The following is a 16,964-nucleotide window of genomic DNA, read 5'->3' as shown; positions in this document are numbered from 1 at the left end:
CGCGGATCTTGAGTCTGCGGCGAGCCGCCGCAGAGACTAGCTGCGACGATCCGCGAAGTAATCCTCAGCACAGACATCGATGTGCTCTTTCGCGCGTCTGACAGACTCGAGAAGCTCGGTGCTCCAGCCCCCTTCGGATGTCAACCGCCCCGTCTCGCGTACGAGTTGCGCGAACACGCGCCGCTGTTCTGGGAACGGTTCGTCAGGATCCTCTCCCATGCGGGGCGGGATCCAGAGACCCTCTACGACATCTAGGGAGAGCTCAACGAACTCTCGGAAACCAGAGTCGACAAGCAAGCGTGTTGCTCGCTCGATGGCCCTCCGCTGGTCCCTTGGAATCGAATATGTATCGAGAAAGTTCTCCCTCTTGTAGTTCTCAAGCGGAACGAGGTTCAGTTCGAGCAGATCCAAAAGATCTTTGGTGAGCCGCGACTGTTCCACTCTCAGTGCCTCGAGGCGAGCGGCTTCTCGCTCATCGACGATGAGCGACACCCGCCGATCGAACTCGACCTGTTGGTCTCGGCGGGCCTCTTCACGTTCGCTCGCTCGGATCGTGGCTTCGTGTGCTCGCTGAGACGCAACTCGAACTTCTTCTCGCTCATGCTCAGAGTCTCGATCAGCGCGGGACGCTGAGCGTTCCTCCGCCCGTATCTTGTCCTCGCGCTTCGCGTCGACGAGTCGGATCACGAACGTCACAATTCCACTAACCAACGCTGCGACGACGACGCTCCCCCAGAACTCCATGCGCTGACCCTAACTCGTCGAACTTTTCCACCTAAACAGCAGGGTGGGTTCATATGGAATTCACAGATCACTGCTTCCAGTCCGCGCATGGCCCGCATCATCCGCCTATCAGGCGCACCCTCAGCCGAGCACCTCGTCCGCGCTGACGCTCGCATCGCCGAGGGCTTCGCCTCGCGCATGACGACGCTCGGCACGAACCTCTACCTCGCCGCCATCACTCACCTGCTGTTCGCGATCGTCGAGCTGCTGAAGCCGATCACCACGGCGCCCAAGCCCACGCGTGCCCGCGTCGCCAAGAAGGCAGACGCCGCATGAACGCGCAGGACTTCACCGACGCCGTCGTCAGCGGCGCGACCGTGACCGTGCATATCACCGAGAAGGCGCCGATCACCGGCCAGCTCGCGCGGCACGCGAACCCCGACATCGTCGTGATCGTCGACCCGGCGACCGACAAGCCCATCGCTGTTGTCCATGTGGACGACGTCGACTACCTCGAGACGGAGGCGTGAGGGCGCTGACCGCGCTCTGAGCTACTCACGCTCCGCAAACAACGTCGCGAGCTTCGCGAAGTTCGCTTCGGTGAGCGCATCTCGCACCGTGGACGCCGGCTGGCCGACCGTATAGGCGTCGCTCGCGTTATCGCGATCCTCTTCGGGAAGCGACGACTCGAACGCTTCGACCGCAAATCGCGTGTTACCCATGTCTTCGCCGTAATCGAAGACGTTCACCGTTACCTCGACACTGTGAAGCCAGAGCGAGTAGGTCTGTGAACGGGCTACGCCGGTGAAGCCAGTCATCGATTTAAAGTAGCTCAAGACATCGTTATCCATGCACCGAGCTTACAGACTCGACACCCGCGCCGTGCACACCCCCGCCGCTGGCCCGCTCGCCCCGTACCTGCGCAACCTCCGCACCGACGAGCACCCGCTCGACGAGGATGCGCCAGTCCGCCTCGATTGCACTCGTGCTCAGTCACGCCGGGATTGACATCACGGCTTAGAGACGGGAGCTAAGTCAAGTCGAAGAGTGTCGCTCCGCGACCGGCACTTGCGGTCACCTCAGTGGAGTTCATTGGGTTTGTTTTGCGCGTGTCGACCTGCGTCGGCGCGGACTCGCCTCGTCCGCACTCGACGTAAGTCCTACCTCGCGACTCGACCAGTTGGAGCCCTTCGAGACCCGGTAAAGCGGCCATGCTCCTGTGAGCCTCTTCTATCTCGAACTGCCCCTCATCAGGAGCGCGCAGCACGAAGTGGTCACTCTGGTGCGGCAGCGCTCGCCAAGCACTAACTCGCCTGAGTTCTGCCCCAACAAATGAGCAGGAACCGAGGAAGAGAAGATCTTCGAAGCGCACGTCAGCGAGCTTGCTATCGTCGAAGTTAACGCTTCGCATGAGCTGGCCATCGAAAATGACATTCCGAAGGGTAGCTCCCTCGAACTTGACGCGGTTTAGACCGATCTTGAACTCAACAGAACTCAGGAACGCCCCCGCGAACCCCGCTCCTTGAATAGTCTGAAGGATACGTGGTCTTGGTAAACCGGACGATGCTTCCTCGCTTGGCGCAAGGCCGAATTTCACATCGAGAATCTCGGAATTGTCGAAACATGCCCGCGTCAGTTTTGTCCCGAGGAACTCCACCCCCCGCAATCGGCGGCGGGGATCGTTTTCGGATGAAAAGACCGCATCACTCAGATCCCCTCCCTCAAAACGCACCCCGTCAATGTCCGCAAATCGCCAATCGCTGTTCGGCGCTACGAGTCCTCTGAGCACCACGCCCTCAAAGTCGACCCGGTGCCCTGTCAAGACCGAGATCTCGAGAGCCGACTTGATCGCCTGAGTCGAGCTCGCGGCGAAGCGGTTCTTCGGCCGACTCACCACGGACTCTCTGCCTGAACGAGTCTGCTTTCTCTTCGAAAGCAACGTCGGGCGCCTGACATGAGCGGCAAGCACGTCCAAGATCATAGGAACGTCTTTGGCGTTCTCAGGAACGATCGCGTGTTCACGCAGGATGGCCACAGCCGCGGTTCGCTTCGGAGCACTGTCACTATCGAGCAACGAGATAGCGTCGACGACTGTGCCGCGAGCGGCCTGGCTGGTTTCGCGCTCGTGCGCACTTTGAGCGCGAACGTTCGCTTCGCGCTCGAGTTGCCAGCGACGCACGGTGACAATGAGACCGACGATTGCAATCACGCCGCCGAGCGACAGCAGAACAGCTTGCCGCGCATCAGCAATGGCGCGTTGGCAGTCCAGCGGACCACCGCTCCTGCATTCGGCGCCCACTGTGCCCTCGACGATTAAGTGCGGGGCACCAACCATGAGAAACGGGAATCCGAACCCGGCCGCGAGGGCAAGTCCCACCACCGTCACCAAAGCTACAAGCGCCCGCCACGCGTAGGACCACCAACGCCTGCCTCTTGCCTTCGGCGGGAGGACGTACAGCCAGCGAAGGAACCGGGCTGGGGGTGTCCAGATTGACGTCACAGCCAGATTATCCATCAATCCGACGAGCGCGGCGGACCCGTGCACACCGGCCCGCTCTCTATATGAGAGAAGAATACCTATACCTCGCCCCGACGGGGACGAGGAAGTCGACCCCGGACTCGCCGATCACACAGCGGCGTCGGGTCTCGGCGAACCGCGAAGCCCGGAGGTGTTACTAGCCCACGAGGCAAGTAACACTTCCGGGATTTTCGTGTGCCTTGGAAGATGAAGCGGCAGCGGTGCCGCACCGGCTTCGAAATCCGGCGACGGTAACACGTAGGGGTTCGACTCCTCCTTCTTCCGCTGGAAGCGTGGCAGAGCGGCAATGGAGCGTCTTGCTACGGCGTAGCGCCTCACGGCGTCGCGGGTTCGATCCCCGCCGCTTCCGCTGATCCAACGAATCGAGGCGACATGGACGACACCGACGAGCCGAACATCGGCCGCTCGAGCGACTGACTTAGTCGGCCTGACGTGCTCCAAACAGGCGGTTCGCGTCGACGGCGATCTCGGCCGCGAGCCCCTTGGGACTCGACCAGTGAACACGGTACGCAGGAGTGAGCGTCCAGAGCGGGTCTGCTTCTTCGTCTCGGCGCGCTTCCGGACCGGTCACTACCCCCTTGCTCTCACCCGGCTCGACGCGTTCGAATTCGAAGAGACGCTCGCCCCCTGGCAGTCTGACGACGAGCGAGACCTGCTGCGCCGTCGTTAGGCCGGTGTTGCGCAGCGTGAAGACCTCGCCGACGTCCGAGACTCGGTTGCTGGTTGCTTCCCAGACCACGTCGCGGAACTCCCGCGCTCGATCGTCCTGCAGGTGTTGCAGGTCGAGCGCCTCCTTGGCACGCTCGTTCGCGACATCTGCACGCGCATTGGCGGCGCGCGCAACAACGACTGACCAGATAGCGGCGCACACGGACAGGGCGGCGAGTGCCGCGCTGAAGATTTCCATGAGTTGATCGTACAAAGGGGCCGAGCTTTGACTTCCCCATCCCACGGCTGGCACACCAGCACCCGACGCGACGAGCTGCCTGCTGACTGGCAGTCTCGCAGGGTGCGCGTGCTGCGCCGTGATGGGTACAGGTGCCGCGCCGCGGACAGCACTGGCGCTGTCTGCGGCGCACCTGCGAACCAGGTCGATCACATCGAGCGCGGCAGTGACCACTCGCATGACAACCTGCAGTCGCTGTGCCGCTGGCACCACGCTCGCAAGTCGAGTGCCGAAGGCGCTGCTGCTCGGCGCCCACGGCTGACGCAGGCACGTGCTGCTGAGCGTCATCCTGGCCTCGTGCACTGAGCACGCCCACGGCCCGCTGTGCAGGTATGGAAATCAACTACACCTGCACCGCATGCGACTCGACGTGGACGCGCCTTCGCCGCCGTGGATCGTCGCAGCCTGGCTGCCCGAATGGCTGCAGCTCAGCCTCACTTCGCGAGGTCTGGACCTGCGAGGCGTGCGGCTCCGACTGGACCCGCGTGCCTGTCCGCGGGCAGCGGCCGAAGAGCGGCCCGTGCTGCCGCACCTCGAACGGCGCGCGCAAGATCGAGCATCGTTGCTGGGTCTGCTCAACGCCGGTCATCAAGGTTCAGCGCGAGGCTGGACGCAAGACCACCTGCTCGACCTGGTGCCACGCCGTCACGATTGTCGGGCTCGGCCACTATCCGAGCCGGTCCAGCTTCGAGCTCGCTACCCGACGCCGGCCGCTCGTGACCATCGAAACCGGCCAGTGCGAGGAGTGCGAGCTCTGGTTCGTGCGACGCCGCACCGGGCTCGACCCCAGTGTCTGTTCAGTCCAGTGCCTGCGTGTGCGCGGACTGCATGAAGCACGCGCTGTGCTCGAGACAAAGATGTCGCCTTTCGATCTCGGATGGATCGTAGGCGCACTGTCCTCGAGCGGCGGAATCTACTTCCAGAAGTCAGCGTCTCAACCGGCCGGCTCGGTAGTGATCGAGATGCAGACGACCAATCGCGAGCACGCCGTGAGCTTCGCGCAGGCGATCGGCGGACGCGTCTCTCGGCCCATCGCAGCGACGCCGACGCACTGCATCGAGTGGCGTCAGCCGATCTACCGTGTTCGCGCGAGCGGACATCGCACCGCGGCGCTGCTGGACCTCGCTGAGCCTTACTTCACTCCGACACTACGTCGCCGAGTGCAGCGTGTGCTCTCTGAGGCTCGGTTCCGCCCGGAATGACCTGCCCCTGGACTCTAACCGGAAACGGATTCCCTTCCGGAAGCGCATAGCGTCTCGCTGTGCGTACGGGCATACAGGTTTCACCAGGCCCGCAGGTCGACCTCTTGACGCTCGCTCGAAAGCCCTCCTGACCTGCGTTTTCTCCGTTCTGAGCTCAGATTCGCCGGGCCGGAATCCTGAAATGCACTTTGGAGGTGCCGAAGATGACTCGAGGCACCACCCACGCGCCGAAGTCTGAGGCGACCCGCCACCGGCACGCGCGACCCGCGCACGGCGAGAAGGTCATCGTCCGCGACAACCGCACCCGCGGCCCGCGGCTCGAGGGCGAGTGGTCCTCGGAGACGCAGACCTGGTACGAGACGTGGCGCAAGTCGCCGCAGTCGCAGCTCTTCGAGGCGACGGACTGGCAGCGTCTGCGCCTCCTCGCCCCGCTCGTCGAGGCGAACTTCATCAAGCCGTCGGCCGCTGGCCTGTCGGAGATCCGGCTCAACGAGGAGCGCCTCGGCGCGACCGTCGTCGACCGCATGCGCGCTCGCATCGCAATCACCGAACGCGATCCCGGCGCGAGCAACGCCCCCGCCAAGAAGAAAGCTCCGCGAGCCGACATCTAGGCGCTGAGGGTTCGAAGGAGTCCTCTTGGCCGCTGTCGTATCCGTCCCCCTCTTCCCCGCATCCCAGCCGACGATCGGCTGGGGCGTCATCGAGTTCGTCGAGTCGAACCTCGTCCAGCCTGACGGCGACGAGGCCGGCGAACCGTTTCGGCTCACGCCCGAGCAGAAGCGCTTCCTCCTCTGGTTCTACGCCGTCGACCCCAATGGCCGCTTCGTCTACCGCCGCGCTACGCTGCGCCGCGCGAAGGGCTGGGGTAAGTCGCCCTTTCTGGCGGCGATCGGTATCGCCGAGCTCCTCGGCCCCGTTCGCTTCGCAGGGCTCGACGCCGACGGCGACCCGTTCGGCGAGGTCCACCCAATGCCGTGGATCGTCGTGGCCGGCGTCTCTGAGACGCAGACCGAGAACACCATGGCGGCGATCCGCTCGATGCTCGAGGGCACCGAGATCGTCGACGACCTCGGCGTGGACGTCGGCAAGACCCGCATCCTGCTTCCTTCGGGCGGCAAGATCATCCCGATCACTGCGAGCGCGAGCACGCAGGAAGGTGCACGTCCGTCGTTCGCGATCCTGGACGAGACGCACCACTGGACGAAGGCCAACGGCGGCGCCGAGCTGGCGCGCACCGTACGCCGAAACCTCGCCAAGTCGCGCGACGGCTCCGCCCGAGCAATCGAAACCACGAACGCGCATGCACCTGGCGAGGAATCGGTGGCTGAGTCCAGCTACCTGGCCTGGCGCGCTGTCGCCGAGGGCCGCTCGAAGGCGTCCGGCATCCTCTACGACAGCCGCGAGGCCGCTGGCGACATCGTCCTCGCCGACGACGTGCAGCTGCGCGCCGGTCTCATCGACGCCTACGGCGACGCGACCTGGATCGACATCGACCGCATTCTCGCGGAGGTCCTCGACCCGGATACGCCGCCCGAGGAAGCTCGACGCTTCTACCTGAACCAGATCGTCGCCGCCGCTGACTCCTGGGTGTCTCCCGCCGAATGGCACGAGACGCGCAGCGAGCAGATTCCGCTCCTCGCCACTGGCGACGTGCTGGGCTCTGGCAAGCGGCAGCGACACTCCGGCGACACGGTCACGCTTGGCTTCGACGGCTCGCTCACGGACGACTCGACGGCCCTCGTGGCCGTCCGCGTCGACGACGGCGCCCCGTTCCTGCTCGGCGTGTGGGAGAAGTCCGAAGGCCCGCAAGGCGCCGGCTGGGAGGTCCCGAAGGACCAGGTCCGCGACGCGGTCGACAACGCATTCGCGACGCTCGACGTCGTCGCGTTCTTCTCCGACGTTGCCTACTGGGAGACCGACATCGACGCCTGGCGCGACGAGTACGGCGAGCGGCTGGTCGTGAAGACCACGACGCGGCACGCCGTCGGTTGGGACATGCGCGGTCACCAGATGGACACCGTCCGCGGTGTCGAGGCTGTCTGGCGCGCGATCGTCGACAAGACGCTCCCCTGGCGTTCGCATCTCCTCGAGTACGGCCCGGCGACTGGTGCCAACGCCGAGGAGATCATGACGCGCCACGTCCTGAATGCTCGCCGCCGCCCGAATCGCTGGGGCGTGAGCTTCGGCAAGGAGTCGCGCGAGTCGCCGAAGAAGGTCGACGTACTCGCCGCCCTCGTCCTCGCTCGCATGGCCCGTTCTGCGGTTCTCGCATCCGGCGCGCTCAAGAAGCGCAGCCGTTCGACTGGCCGCGTGGCCGGCTTCTAGTTTCGCCCGAGGAGGGCCATGACAGACATCACACCGGCCCTCGCGACGGAGCTCGTCGGCGAGCTGGATGCCGACCTCGCGGAAGCGGGTCGCCTCGGCAAGATCGCCCGCTACCTCCGCGGCAAGCACGACAAGCCGTACATGCCGAAGGGCGCCAAGAAGGAGTACGAGCACCTCGCCGATCGCGCGGTGACGAACTGGCTCCCGCTGGTGTCTGAGACGTTCGCCAAGGGCCTCTTCGTCGACGGCCTCCGCCTACCGAAGGCCACCTCGAACGCCGAGGCGTGGGCCTTCTGGCAGCGCAACGGCATGGACGCCCGCCAGACGATCGCGCACCGCGGCGCCCTCGAGTACGGCACGAGCTATGTGCTCGTCCTGCCTGGTGACACCGCTCCGGTGATCCGCCCGCTGTCGCCACTGAAGTCCGCTGCCTGGTACGCCGAGGACGACGACGAGTACCCCGAGGTCGCGATCTCACTCGACGGCACGACCCGTGACAAGAAGCGGCTCCTGTCGGTCTACTCGGCGACGGAGCGCGTGCGCTTCGAGCTCGCCTCGGGCGACGGTGCGAAGTGGGTCGAGATCGAGCGCACCGACCACGGCATCGGCTTCCTCGACGCCCGCCTGATCCGCGTCCTCGATGCAGCCGGCGTCGGCGATCTCATCCCTGCCGCCTGGCGCGGCAACGAACCGACTCCGAAGGAGCCCGCATGACTCTCGAAACCCACGGCGAGCACAACGAGCGCACCGCGAAGCTCGCAGCTGAGCAGGCCGACGGCACCCTCGAGGTGCCCGGTCGCTTCATCCCGTCCCCGACAACTCGCCGCTGGCTGTACGCCGTGGCCGTGGCGGTCGTGCCGCTGCTCGTCACGCTCGGCGCTGTGACGCCCGACGTCGCCGGCCATGTGCTGACGATCGCCGGCGCCGTGTTCGGCCTCGCCGTCCCGGCGCTGGCCGTGGCGAACACCCCGAAGTGACCGAAGCCCCTCCCCTGCCTGACGGCGGCGGGAGGGGCTTTCGTCGTTCAGCGCGCTACGATTTGTCGGCGCGTCATGACGGTAAGGCGAAACGACTTCGCAGGGTTCGTAGCTAGCTGTATCGGCATTTTCCTCTATGACCCCCGCGTCACAGCTTTCGTTGTTACGATCAGCACCGTAACAGGCGAAAAGCCGCTACTTGGTGTACGCACAGCGAGAAGGAGGCAACCAGCATGACGACAGCGATGACTGCCGCCAGTTACCTCCTCACCAAATCGCTCACCGGCGACATGCAGCTCCAGAAGCTGCTCTACTACTCACAGGCTTGGCACCTTGCTTGGACCGGTCGCCCACTGTTCGACGACACGATTGAGGCGTGGCAGAAGGGCCCGGTGGTGCGTTGCGTTTGGATCGACAACAAGCGCGGGCACATCCAGCCCGACAAGGACGGCACCGGACTCAGTGCCTACGAGACGGACGTCATCAACGCCGTGTACGAGACGTACGGTCGGCATGGAGGGGCTGCGCTCAGCGGGTTCACCCACGTCGAATCACCTTGGATCGAGGCACGTGAAGGGTTGGACGCAAACGCAGCGTCCCGTCGTCCCATCTCGCGCAAGACGATCCTCAAGTGCATGACGCGGAAATCGATCCACGGCGACAAGCTCACTCCGAAGCCGCCCGCGCCGCAACGCGACGCTTCTGATGCACAGAGGTTCACGGCGGCGGCCGACAGGCAGGGTGCGAAGTGGGCCGAAACGTTCGCTGAACTCCGCCTCAGGTGACGTCGTTCCTCAGCACTGGGGAAGTGATTGAGCTGCACGATAGGGAAGCTCCTCCTTGCCTCATGGCGAACAAACGGGCAGACCTGGAATCTGCCGTTGCTCAGCCGGCCGCCTCATTCAACGGTGACTTCTACCCGACTCTGCTCGAGAAGGCGGCGGTGCTCTTGAGAGGGATTGCAGCCGCGCATGCGTTCGTCGATGGCAACAAGCGAACAGCTTGGTACTCCATGACGACGTTCCTGGATCTGAACGGAATCCAGATCGATTGCGACGTCCGGGAAGCTGCGGACTACGTAGAGGCCATGGCCCAGTCGGTGCCACCGTTTGAGTCCGGCGATATCGCTGAGTGGTTGGCCGATCACATTGAACTCTGACTCTAGAACGGCCCCGTCTCCCGTGCGAGGCGGAGCCGTTCCTCGTCGTTGATTGCGGACTTAAACACCGGCCGTTTCCGGAGTAGCACCCCAATGGGGCTAGGTTCGCGGACGAGACGCGAGGGATCCCTGGCGTCGCGCGCGCAGCGGTGCATCTGCCCGATACCTGTCCTGCGCACGCCGCACCGCCGCTCAACTCCTCTCGCCGGGGTGTTCCGGGCGAAGCTGCGACAGTTCAGAGATCCAGGTATCGAGCAATCTGCGAGTAGCGGCGTGTCAGCGGCCATCTGCCGTTCCCGCCCACTACGCTCTCCACAAGCGACGAGCGCGGAGCGTAGTGGTCGGGACCGGCAGGTAAGAAAACCCCTGGTCAGAAGCCTTTTTAGTGCGCACTCTTGGTCCACGGCGCGACCCCCTCGGCACATGAGCCAAACTTACAGTTAGGCAACATGGCATAGACATGGCACCTGCCCGCAGCAACGAGATGCCCACCGTCGACGGCTTGACCGAGTTATCCACAGTTGGTCAAACGGTGTCCATTTTTGACATTGCAGCGTCGTGCGCTGCCCGTTTGATCAAGTTATTCACAGTTGGTCATTTAGGACACTAGTCTGACCATCATGGATCTCGAAGTACTCGGGCAGTCGCCGGTCGGAACTCTTACCCCCATAGAGGGATACGACCACCGGTATGAGCGCGGGTACAACCACTTCGCGTTCGTACCGGCACCCCTACCTTCGGAGTTGCTCCTGAACGGAGCGACCGTTTACGAGATGTCCGAAGCCGACCGCGCCCTGGGAAATCTTAACTCGAGAGTCAATTTTCTCCCCAATCCGCGCCTTCTGGTTCGTCCGTCGCTCATGACAGAAGCAAAGGCGACAAGCGCCATCGAAGGCACCTTCGCGACCCTGGACGAGATCCTCGCAGCTGAGTACGTCGCTCCAAGCCGGCCGACCGACATGCGGGAGATCCTAAACTACGTTCAAGCCGCGACCCGGGGCATCCAACTTATCGATGAGCTACCAATTTGCAAGCGTCTGGTGGAGGAGCTGCACGGCATCCTAGTCGCAGGCACTCGCGGCGACGGCAACGACCGAGGCTCGATTCGAGCGACTCAGGTCTTCATCGGCGAAGAAAATGCACCAGTCGAAGACGCCAAGTTCGTGCCTTGCCCGCCTGGCGTGCAGTTGCGCGACGGTTTCTCCGACTGGGAGACATGGGTGAACGAGCCGCACAAGCTTCCCCTGCTTGCAAAAGTGGCCCTGGCGCACTATCAGTTTGAGACGTTGCACCCGTTCTCCGATGGTAACGGGCGCCTCGGTCGCCTCCTCATCACCTTGCAGCTAATGTCGGCTGAGGCTTTGCGCTATCCAGTGCTGAACTTGTCCGCGTGGTTCGAGCCGCGTAAGAGCGAGTACACCGACGCACTCATGCGGGTGAGCATCTCCGGAGACTTCAACGAGTGGGTCCAAGTGTTCTGTCGTGCTGTGAGAGCCAGAGCCCAGGCCGCGTCCCGGACCGTGGACGGTCTCTTCAAGTATCGCGATTCGATCGTTGAGCGCGCAGCACTCGAGAACTTGCGCAACGTCAAGACCGAACTCGCCGACTTCGTGATTGGTAACCCTGTCTTCTCGATCGAAGACGTTCGCGCCGCGCTAGGGGTGGCGAAGAACACGGCTGCTGCGCGCGTGGTCGATTTGGAACGCCTCGGGGTCGTACAGGAGATCACCAAGCAGAAGTACGGTCGCGTGTACTTTGCAACCGAAGTGGCAAGGCTATTGGACGAGCCAGGCAATCGCTAAAACGGCACGCCGCCCTGCATGTCGGCGGGGCGTGCCACACTCCACGCATGAACGAACCAGTCCAGAAGGTCGTCGCCGAAGTCGCCATCGAGTCGTTGACACTGCGGTGCGAAACAGTCGCCGAGCGGGTCGACTCGAAGTGGACGAAGCGCATCGTCTGCTGGCGGCCCCTCGCCACCCGACCAGTCGACGGCATGTCCTGGCTCATCTGGGGCGAGACTCCCCCGCTGCGCGACGTTGACGGCGCGCTCGTGCCAACACCCGTGGCCGTCGACGGTTCCACGTACGAGCCGATCCTCCTCGAACCGCTCGCCGTGTTCGACGCGTGGCTCGAGCTGCTGCAGTGGGTGACCGAAGGCGACGTGCGCGCAGAGGTGCGCCAGGCGCTCGAGGTCGGGACGATGAGCGAAAAGGAGTGGGCGATCTCCCACGGCAACTCGCAGATCCGCGGCACCGTCACGCTCGAAGGTGACGCCCTCGCCGCCGAGCGCCTCGCGTCGGAGTTGTCGATCGCGCTGCTCTACATGGCGCAGCGGGCGACGAGGAAGAAAAGCTGGTGACCTCTCCGGAGGCCGGTTGCGGACTGGCCAGCGCGGCTCCCGACTAGAACGGTGCCGAGGCGCACCAGTGGTTGTAGGTGACCGTGCAGTCCCCGGCAGTCAGAACGATTTCTGAACTAGGCGTGCACCCGTCCGACTCCATGGTGTCTGACCACATCATCAGACTTCTCATCGGCGCAAGCGTGGCAGTCGTGACAGCAGACAGCGTCCCTGTCTTGCGGAATCTGAAGTGGCTCTCCCCTCCATCGATCCCGTACTCCACAGTGCCGTCGTGGTCGTCCGCAAAGTTCAGCCCTAGCCCCGAACGATCGCCTGTAAAGCCTACGGACAACGGCGCAAGATCCCAAATACCCCCAATATCGAGCGTGATCGTTCGCGCGGTTAAGTTCCTCACCCGCGCCATTTGGTTCCAGTCAAGCGTCAGTTCGAAGTCGCGACCGCACTCGAGCACGGCTAAAACGCTGGCAGCCCGGGCGGGTGCCGCCGCAGCCAGCGCCAACGTCGGAACAGCCCAAGCTGTTGTTTTCAGGAGTGTGCGGCGGCTGGCTGGCTCGTGACTCATGAATCTCTCCTTGTGTTTTGGGTAGAGGCGGATCTGCCGTGACAAGCTTCGGCTGTGGCGCGGTCCGAGTCGGGCTTAGGTGGACGCTCTGCTACGGGCGGCGGACGGTGCACGCTGAAGCTTGACTTTGAACCGCTACAAGCTAGTTTCGCGATCGACCAGATCGAGCGCTTGAACATCGCTCCGCGCAGCCCAGATCTTGAATCCCGCGAGCACGTTTCGTGTCGCGAGCACGATGAAGATCGCGCTCGAGATCGACGCGATGCCCGCGATGATCGTCGGTGTCGTGTCGTAGGCGCTCGCACTATATGCGCCCAGCACGATCGCAACTACGCCGGCAAGAACCGCGAAGCCGACCTGCGACGCAGCTGCCGCGAAGCTGGCCGAGGCCGCTTCCTGAGACCACGCTACGATGCGCTTCTTGTCCATGATGTCCATGTCTCGAGCTTGCCAGCTGCGCTGGCGCGACGCTTCCCCGGGGAAACATCGAGGCGCCCCGGGCTGTGCAAATGAAGAACTTTCGGCCCGCTCTCCTCATGCCCCCTTCCCGAGCGCCGCGGCGCCAGCACGAGATGAGACGAGATGCCCCACCAGATCACCGCCGCCTGTGACGCGACAATCTCCGCATCACACACCCTGGACGCAGACTCCATCCAAAAACTCATGCGCTCCGCAAGCGCTCAGGACCTCATCGAGCCGAAGTCGTTCGCTCGCGAGATCGTTCCAGCCTTTCCTCACCTACGACGAGGCCCTAGGTACGGCGGCGAGCTCATCGTCAACGTTGAACACTCCCCCACACCGCTGCCACGTCCTGAGCTCATCGCGGCAGTTCGGGCAGTCGCTGTCCAGGTGGCACAGAGACTCCGGGAGAGCTATCCAAGCAGTGCCGTCGGAGAGCAAACACTAGCTGCGCTCGAACGCAGCTACAACTATCCCACTCGCATCACGGATGCGGTCCGAAGTCTGCTGCCCCAAGCCTCCCCCGTCGAATCGGAAGTAGTGCTCGCCAAGGCACGAGATAACCGCTCCCTCTCAGCTCACGCTCAGTGGGCACGCCCGCGGAAGACCAACGGAGGCTACATCGGGGCTCAAACCCCGATCGGAAGCGCCCGAAGGCTGCTGCCGGAATGGCTGGCCGACCAGCAGCCTGCCCGCTACAAACTGCAAGATCTTCACACCCAATTCCTTGCCTTCTGCGCCGCACAGCACTCAGACCTCGAGGCCAGACGGCTCGAGGCAGCAACAGACATCACTCGCAACCTGTTCTACGAACTCGTGCGCGAGATGCGACACACCTCGCGCTACCACGGCAGGGAATCTCTGCTGATTCCAGCAAAACCGATCGGTGCCTACTGACCCCGACCGGCACCTAGCCCGCTCACTTGCGCCGAAAGGAATCCGCATGCCCTCACCGAAGTACCTCCATGAAACGAGCATCACGCGCAGCGGCCAGGACGTAGTCTCTGCCACGGCTGTCGCCTACCAGATCCGTGAACGCCTCGCGGGCGACGGATTCCGAGGTGATGACCTCGAAAACTCCTACGGCGAGCCGTACCAGGTGACCTACCGACTCAACTCCGAGGGTGTTCCCAAGCGTGTGACCCTCACTCAACTCCGACCTCTCATCCGAAGTTCTCTGCTCCAACATCTATACGAGGTGCTCCGCCAGGCGTACTCGCTGGAGCTCGACGCTTGGCAGGTCAAGCGAGTCCGCGACACCTGCGAGCTCCTCGAGCGAAACAGGCCAGGCGCGACTCGCTACGTCGAGCGTGCTGTCGCTGAGGCCCGCGACAACTTTCCGGACCTGAGCGCGGAGGAGCGTCAAGGGCTCGCGAGATCAGAAGCGGCGACTCACGCTCAAGAAGCAGCCAAACGCCCACGAATGTCCACGCAGGACCGGAACCGTAAGCGGCGCCTGGAGTACCAAGCCATGAGCCCGCTCAGTGACCAGCGCGCGCAGCAGCAGGCAGCCAGGTTCTACGCGCTGAAACTCTCAAAGTTCCAACATTTCGGCCGGCGCGAGCGAGTGGAGCTCTGGCGAGCATTCGAAGACGCACGGGACGAGCACCCAGAAGTTGTCGCCAGGGAGCTGCCAGAGCTACTGCACCTCAAGCGAACAACGTTCTACGGATTGCTCGCGCCTCACCTGGACGATCTCAGGCGCCGCGACGTGGGCTGGACGTACAAGCCCGGCGCGGGTGCGCTCCAAGCACTCGTCAGCCACGGTTACACCGAGGCAGCGAACCGCTTGCAGAGCGCTCTCAACGCCGACCAGCCCGACCGAAGCAACTCATGAACAGTGGCGCTCTTCAGACGAGCGCCCACAGCCTGCCCGGACTCGTGCGACAGCTCGAGCAGGCACGCGACGCGCAGTGGCGCCGCTCGAGCGTCCCCTCGCCGCGCGATGACACCACCGAGCCGAGCCAGGGCGTGCGCAGCGACCCGACGGCCGACACTGCGCTCGACCCTCGCCGCCTCCGCCTGCGGGCTGCGGTGCTGCGGTGCTGCGGGCCGCGGGCAACCTAGAGCGGTTCGCCGAGGCCGTGCAGGCGAACACCGCCGAGCTCGAGGCGACCTACAGCGCCTGGGCTGGCGAGGCGGCAGCGTAAAGCCGGCTGGCAACGGCGCGTCGCCGCGGTGCCGCCGCTCCCGCCCACTACCCTCTCCAAAGGCGACGAGCGCGGAGCGTAGTGGACGGGATCGGGCAATCCAGGAAACCCCTGATCAAGCCAAGGTTATGAGGGGCCGTGCCTACCGAAAGTAGACACGACCCCCGTCCGGTTAGCCGAGCAAGTCAGCGATGAAGCGACCAACTGTGGCGACAACGTAAATTGTCAACCTCAGCCAGGCTTGCTTCTCGCGCTTGCGGCTCGAGGGGGCTTTATCACCCATCCTCATCACCTCCAAGTGAGACCTGGCGGACACTATGGAGGTTGTGCCGGGCACTGACACTCAGACTTGCTGCGAGACACCCTGAGATGCCCTACAACACCCTGCGACGTCTTGCAACGCCCTGCGTCACCGCGTAAGGTTCCAGTTAGCTGCACGGGATCCTTTCACCACGTATCCCACGCACTTCCTCTGGAAGGGCGAGCACTGACCCCTACCCGTTGGCGCGGGTGGGGGTCGAACACTTTCCCCGGTCGACGAACCAGGTTTCGTCTTCCGGGTCTAATTCTGCCATTCCGAGGCACCCGGAGCCGCAGATGATGAAAAACAGGGCTAGATTCGACCCCGCCTACCGGCCCCGAAGCCTCTAACCAGGGCTTTTTCGACCGCCATCCAGGTAGCCACCGAGTTATCCACAGCTCTGTGCACAGACAAGCCCCTCTTTCGTTCACGAAGAAGGGGCTTCACGTCGCTCACGGGCGACGCGCCTGCACGACTGCACCCCGCCACCTACCCCTCGCGGCGGAGCAGCTCGCGGAGCATCGCGGCGGCGCTCACATTCTCCAGAACGGGCGCAGCCTCGCCCCCTGCCTCGGCGGCGTCGAGCACGCCAGCGGCGACAAGCCCTCCGAGCACGGACGCTCCGACGCCGCGGCAGATCCCCACCACCGTTTCAGCCGCGAGCACCTGCGTCCCGGACAGCTGCCGGCTTATGACTGACTGCGACAGCCCCGAGCGAGCAGCCAGCTCACGCTGGGGCAGCACCTGCCCGGTCTCCCGCGCCAAGTGCTGACGAAGGGCTTCAACGTGGGCGGTTCGCTTGTCGTCGGTCATGTGCTCAGCCTGCCACAGTGATGCAGGAGCAGATCAAGATTTGCGCCTTCGCATACTCCGATGCATACTTGAATCATTGAGCAAAGGAGCCATCCGATGAGTCACAACGAGAACCCCCAGCCAGCGCAGTTCCCCGCGAAGCGACGCCACTCAGGCTACGAGTGCCAGACCGCGCAGTGCGGCAGTCACGTCGGCGCGCATGACGTCTGCATCCTCCGCCCCACCGACGCGATGCTCGAGTTCGGCCTCGAAGTCCTGCAGCGCCCAGACGCACCCACCTGGGCGGTCAACTGCGGCGGGATCGACTACGACCTCGAGAAGCTCGAGCGGCTCGTCAACGCCCTCGAGGAAGCACAGCAGCTCGTCGCACTGGCCGACGCTGGGATCCGCCGCAACGTCGCCGCGTAAGTTCACCGTGAACCCTTCCTGATAGTTCCAAGAGGGGC

Annotated in this window: 23 protein-coding genes and 1 tRNA gene; 17 read left to right on the top strand and 7 right to left on the bottom strand. The window is 64.0% G+C overall.

Annotated elements, in window-relative coordinates; translation table 11 throughout:
• Nucleotides 1-36 precede the first annotated feature (36 nt).
• Nucleotides 37-744, bottom strand: a complete 708-nt coding sequence (locus C5E10_RS18820; RefSeq protein ID WP_146080166.1) for a hypothetical protein — start codon at nucleotides 742-744, stop codon at nucleotides 37-39.
• Nucleotides 745-831: 87 nt separating this feature from the next.
• On the opposite strand from C5E10_RS18820, the gene C5E10_RS05370 reads away from it, so the two are divergent.
• Nucleotides 832-1,059, top strand: a complete 228-nt coding sequence (locus tag C5E10_RS05370; protein ID WP_104330767.1) for a hypothetical protein — start codon at nucleotides 832-834, stop codon at nucleotides 1,057-1,059.
• A complete protein-coding gene (locus C5E10_RS05365; protein WP_104330766.1) occupies nucleotides 1,056-1,253 on the top strand; it encodes a hypothetical protein in 198 nt (65 codons plus the stop codon). The genes C5E10_RS05370 and C5E10_RS05365 overlap by 4 nt, the downstream gene beginning before the upstream one ends.
• Nucleotides 1,254-1,274: 21 nt before the next feature.
• Here C5E10_RS05365 and C5E10_RS05360 read toward each other — a convergent pair whose 3' ends face one another.
• Nucleotides 1,275-1,574, bottom strand: coding sequence for a hypothetical protein (locus C5E10_RS05360; RefSeq protein ID WP_104330765.1), 300 nt, complete (start codon nucleotides 1,572-1,574; stop codon nucleotides 1,275-1,277).
• Between C5E10_RS05360 and C5E10_RS19085 the strand changes: the two genes are divergently transcribed.
• Nucleotides 1,573-1,731, top strand: a complete 159-nt coding sequence (locus tag C5E10_RS19085; protein ID WP_181062654.1) for a hypothetical protein — start codon at nucleotides 1,573-1,575, stop codon at nucleotides 1,729-1,731. The genes C5E10_RS05360 and C5E10_RS19085 overlap by 2 nt on opposite strands.
• A gap of 22 nt (nucleotides 1,732-1,753) precedes the next feature.
• Here the strand turns inward: C5E10_RS19085 and C5E10_RS05355 are convergent, their stop codons facing one another.
• On the bottom strand, nucleotides 1,754-3,100 hold the full coding sequence (locus C5E10_RS05355) for a pentapeptide repeat-containing protein (protein ID WP_181062653.1): 1,347 nt from the start codon (nucleotides 3,098-3,100) through the stop codon (nucleotides 1,754-1,756).
• Between the two features lie 428 nt (nucleotides 3,101-3,528).
• On the opposite strand from C5E10_RS05355, the gene C5E10_RS05350 reads away from it, so the two are divergent.
• A tRNA-Ser gene (locus C5E10_RS05350) sits at nucleotides 3,529-3,611 on the top strand.
• A 69-nt stretch (nucleotides 3,612-3,680) separates the two neighbouring features.
• Here C5E10_RS05350 and C5E10_RS05345 read toward each other — a convergent pair.
• Nucleotides 3,681-4,169, bottom strand: coding sequence for a hypothetical protein (locus C5E10_RS05345; protein WP_104330763.1), 489 nt, complete (start codon nucleotides 4,167-4,169; stop codon nucleotides 3,681-3,683).
• 1,001 nt (nucleotides 4,170-5,170) lie between these two features.
• Here C5E10_RS05345 and C5E10_RS18815 point away from each other — a divergent pair.
• The 9 genes from C5E10_RS18815 to C5E10_RS05295 all read left to right on the top strand — a co-directional run bounded on the left by C5E10_RS18815 (nucleotide 5,171) and on the right by C5E10_RS05295 (nucleotide 12,233).
• Entirely contained in the window at nucleotides 5,171-5,410 is a 240-nt protein-coding gene (locus C5E10_RS18815) for a hypothetical protein (RefSeq protein ID WP_146080165.1), read from the top strand.
• A 203-nt stretch (nucleotides 5,411-5,613) separates the two neighbouring features.
• On the top strand, nucleotides 5,614-6,021 hold the full coding sequence (locus tag C5E10_RS05330) for a hypothetical protein (protein WP_104330760.1): 408 nt from the start codon (nucleotides 5,614-5,616) through the stop codon (nucleotides 6,019-6,021).
• Nucleotides 6,022-6,046: 25 nt separating this feature from the next.
• On the top strand, nucleotides 6,047-7,735 hold the full coding sequence (locus C5E10_RS05325) for a terminase (protein ID WP_104330759.1): 1,689 nt from the start codon (nucleotides 6,047-6,049) through the stop codon (nucleotides 7,733-7,735).
• A gap of 18 nt (nucleotides 7,736-7,753) precedes the next feature.
• Nucleotides 7,754-8,449, top strand: coding sequence for a phage portal protein (locus C5E10_RS05320; RefSeq protein WP_104330758.1), 696 nt, complete (start codon nucleotides 7,754-7,756; stop codon nucleotides 8,447-8,449).
• Complete coding sequence (locus C5E10_RS05315) at nucleotides 8,446-8,712, top strand: hypothetical protein (RefSeq protein ID WP_104330757.1); 267 nt, start codon at nucleotides 8,446-8,448, stop codon at nucleotides 8,710-8,712. The genes C5E10_RS05320 and C5E10_RS05315 overlap by 4 nt, the downstream gene beginning before the upstream one ends.
• Before the next feature lie 233 nt (nucleotides 8,713-8,945).
• Entirely contained in the window at nucleotides 8,946-9,497 is a 552-nt protein-coding gene (locus C5E10_RS05310) for a Panacea domain-containing protein (RefSeq protein WP_104330756.1), read from the top strand.
• A 62-nt stretch (nucleotides 9,498-9,559) separates the two neighbouring features.
• Nucleotides 9,560-9,871, top strand: coding sequence for a type II toxin-antitoxin system death-on-curing family toxin (locus tag C5E10_RS05305; protein WP_104330910.1), 312 nt, complete (start codon nucleotides 9,560-9,562; stop codon nucleotides 9,869-9,871).
• Nucleotides 9,872-10,491: 620 nt separating this feature from the next.
• On the top strand, nucleotides 10,492-11,673 hold the full coding sequence (locus C5E10_RS05300) for a Fic family protein (protein ID WP_104330755.1): 1,182 nt from the start codon (nucleotides 10,492-10,494) through the stop codon (nucleotides 11,671-11,673).
• 47 nt (nucleotides 11,674-11,720) lie between these two features.
• Nucleotides 11,721-12,233, top strand: a complete 513-nt coding sequence (locus tag C5E10_RS05295; protein ID WP_104330754.1) for a hypothetical protein — start codon at nucleotides 11,721-11,723, stop codon at nucleotides 12,231-12,233.
• A 43-nt stretch (nucleotides 12,234-12,276) separates the two neighbouring features.
• Here C5E10_RS05295 and C5E10_RS05290 read toward each other — a convergent pair whose 3' ends face one another.
• Both C5E10_RS05290 and C5E10_RS05285 read right to left on the bottom strand, forming a co-directional pair.
• A complete protein-coding gene (locus tag C5E10_RS05290) occupies nucleotides 12,277-12,795 on the bottom strand; it encodes a hypothetical protein (protein ID WP_104330753.1) in 519 nt (172 codons plus the stop codon).
• A 135-nt stretch (nucleotides 12,796-12,930) separates the two neighbouring features.
• Nucleotides 12,931-13,233 carry a hypothetical protein gene (locus C5E10_RS05285; protein ID WP_104330752.1) on the bottom strand — a complete coding sequence of 101 codons (303 nt, stop codon included), beginning with the start codon at nucleotides 13,231-13,233 and terminating at the stop codon, nucleotides 12,931-12,933.
• A 144-nt stretch (nucleotides 13,234-13,377) separates the two neighbouring features.
• On the opposite strand from C5E10_RS05285, the gene C5E10_RS05280 reads away from it, so the two are divergent.
• From C5E10_RS05280 to C5E10_RS05270, 3 genes are read left to right on the top strand one after another with little or no spacing between them, the layout of a single operon-like run.
• Nucleotides 13,378-14,151 carry a hypothetical protein gene (locus tag C5E10_RS05280; protein WP_104330751.1) on the top strand — a complete coding sequence of 258 codons (774 nt, stop codon included), beginning with the start codon at nucleotides 13,378-13,380 and terminating at the stop codon, nucleotides 14,149-14,151.
• Nucleotides 14,152-14,197: 46 nt separating this feature from the next.
• A complete protein-coding gene (locus C5E10_RS05275; RefSeq protein WP_104330750.1) occupies nucleotides 14,198-15,091 on the top strand; it encodes a hypothetical protein in 894 nt (297 codons plus the stop codon).
• A complete protein-coding gene (locus C5E10_RS05270; protein ID WP_104330749.1) occupies nucleotides 15,088-15,321 on the top strand; it encodes a hypothetical protein in 234 nt (77 codons plus the stop codon). Before C5E10_RS05275 ends, C5E10_RS05270 begins: the two co-directional genes overlap by 4 nt.
• 873 nt (nucleotides 15,322-16,194) lie before the next feature.
• Here C5E10_RS05270 and C5E10_RS05265 read toward each other — a convergent pair.
• The gene (locus tag C5E10_RS05265) at nucleotides 16,195-16,518 is read right to left on the bottom strand and encodes a hypothetical protein (RefSeq protein WP_104330748.1); all 324 of its coding nucleotides are present in this window, start codon (nucleotides 16,516-16,518) and stop codon (nucleotides 16,195-16,197) included.
• 96 nt (nucleotides 16,519-16,614) lie between these two features.
• Between C5E10_RS05265 and C5E10_RS05260 the strand changes: the two genes are divergently transcribed.
• A complete protein-coding gene (locus tag C5E10_RS05260) occupies nucleotides 16,615-16,926 on the top strand; it encodes a hypothetical protein (RefSeq protein WP_104330747.1) in 312 nt (103 codons plus the stop codon).
• Nucleotides 16,927-16,964 lie beyond the last annotated feature (38 nt).

This window comes from Pseudoclavibacter sp. RFBG4, assembly GCF_002931515.1.
In the GTDB taxonomy this organism is placed as follows: domain Bacteria; phylum Actinomycetota; class Actinomycetes; order Actinomycetales; family Microbacteriaceae; genus Pseudoclavibacter.
Note: the sequence above shows the minus strand (reverse complement) of the source record. Positions and strands in the feature narration are given on the sequence as shown.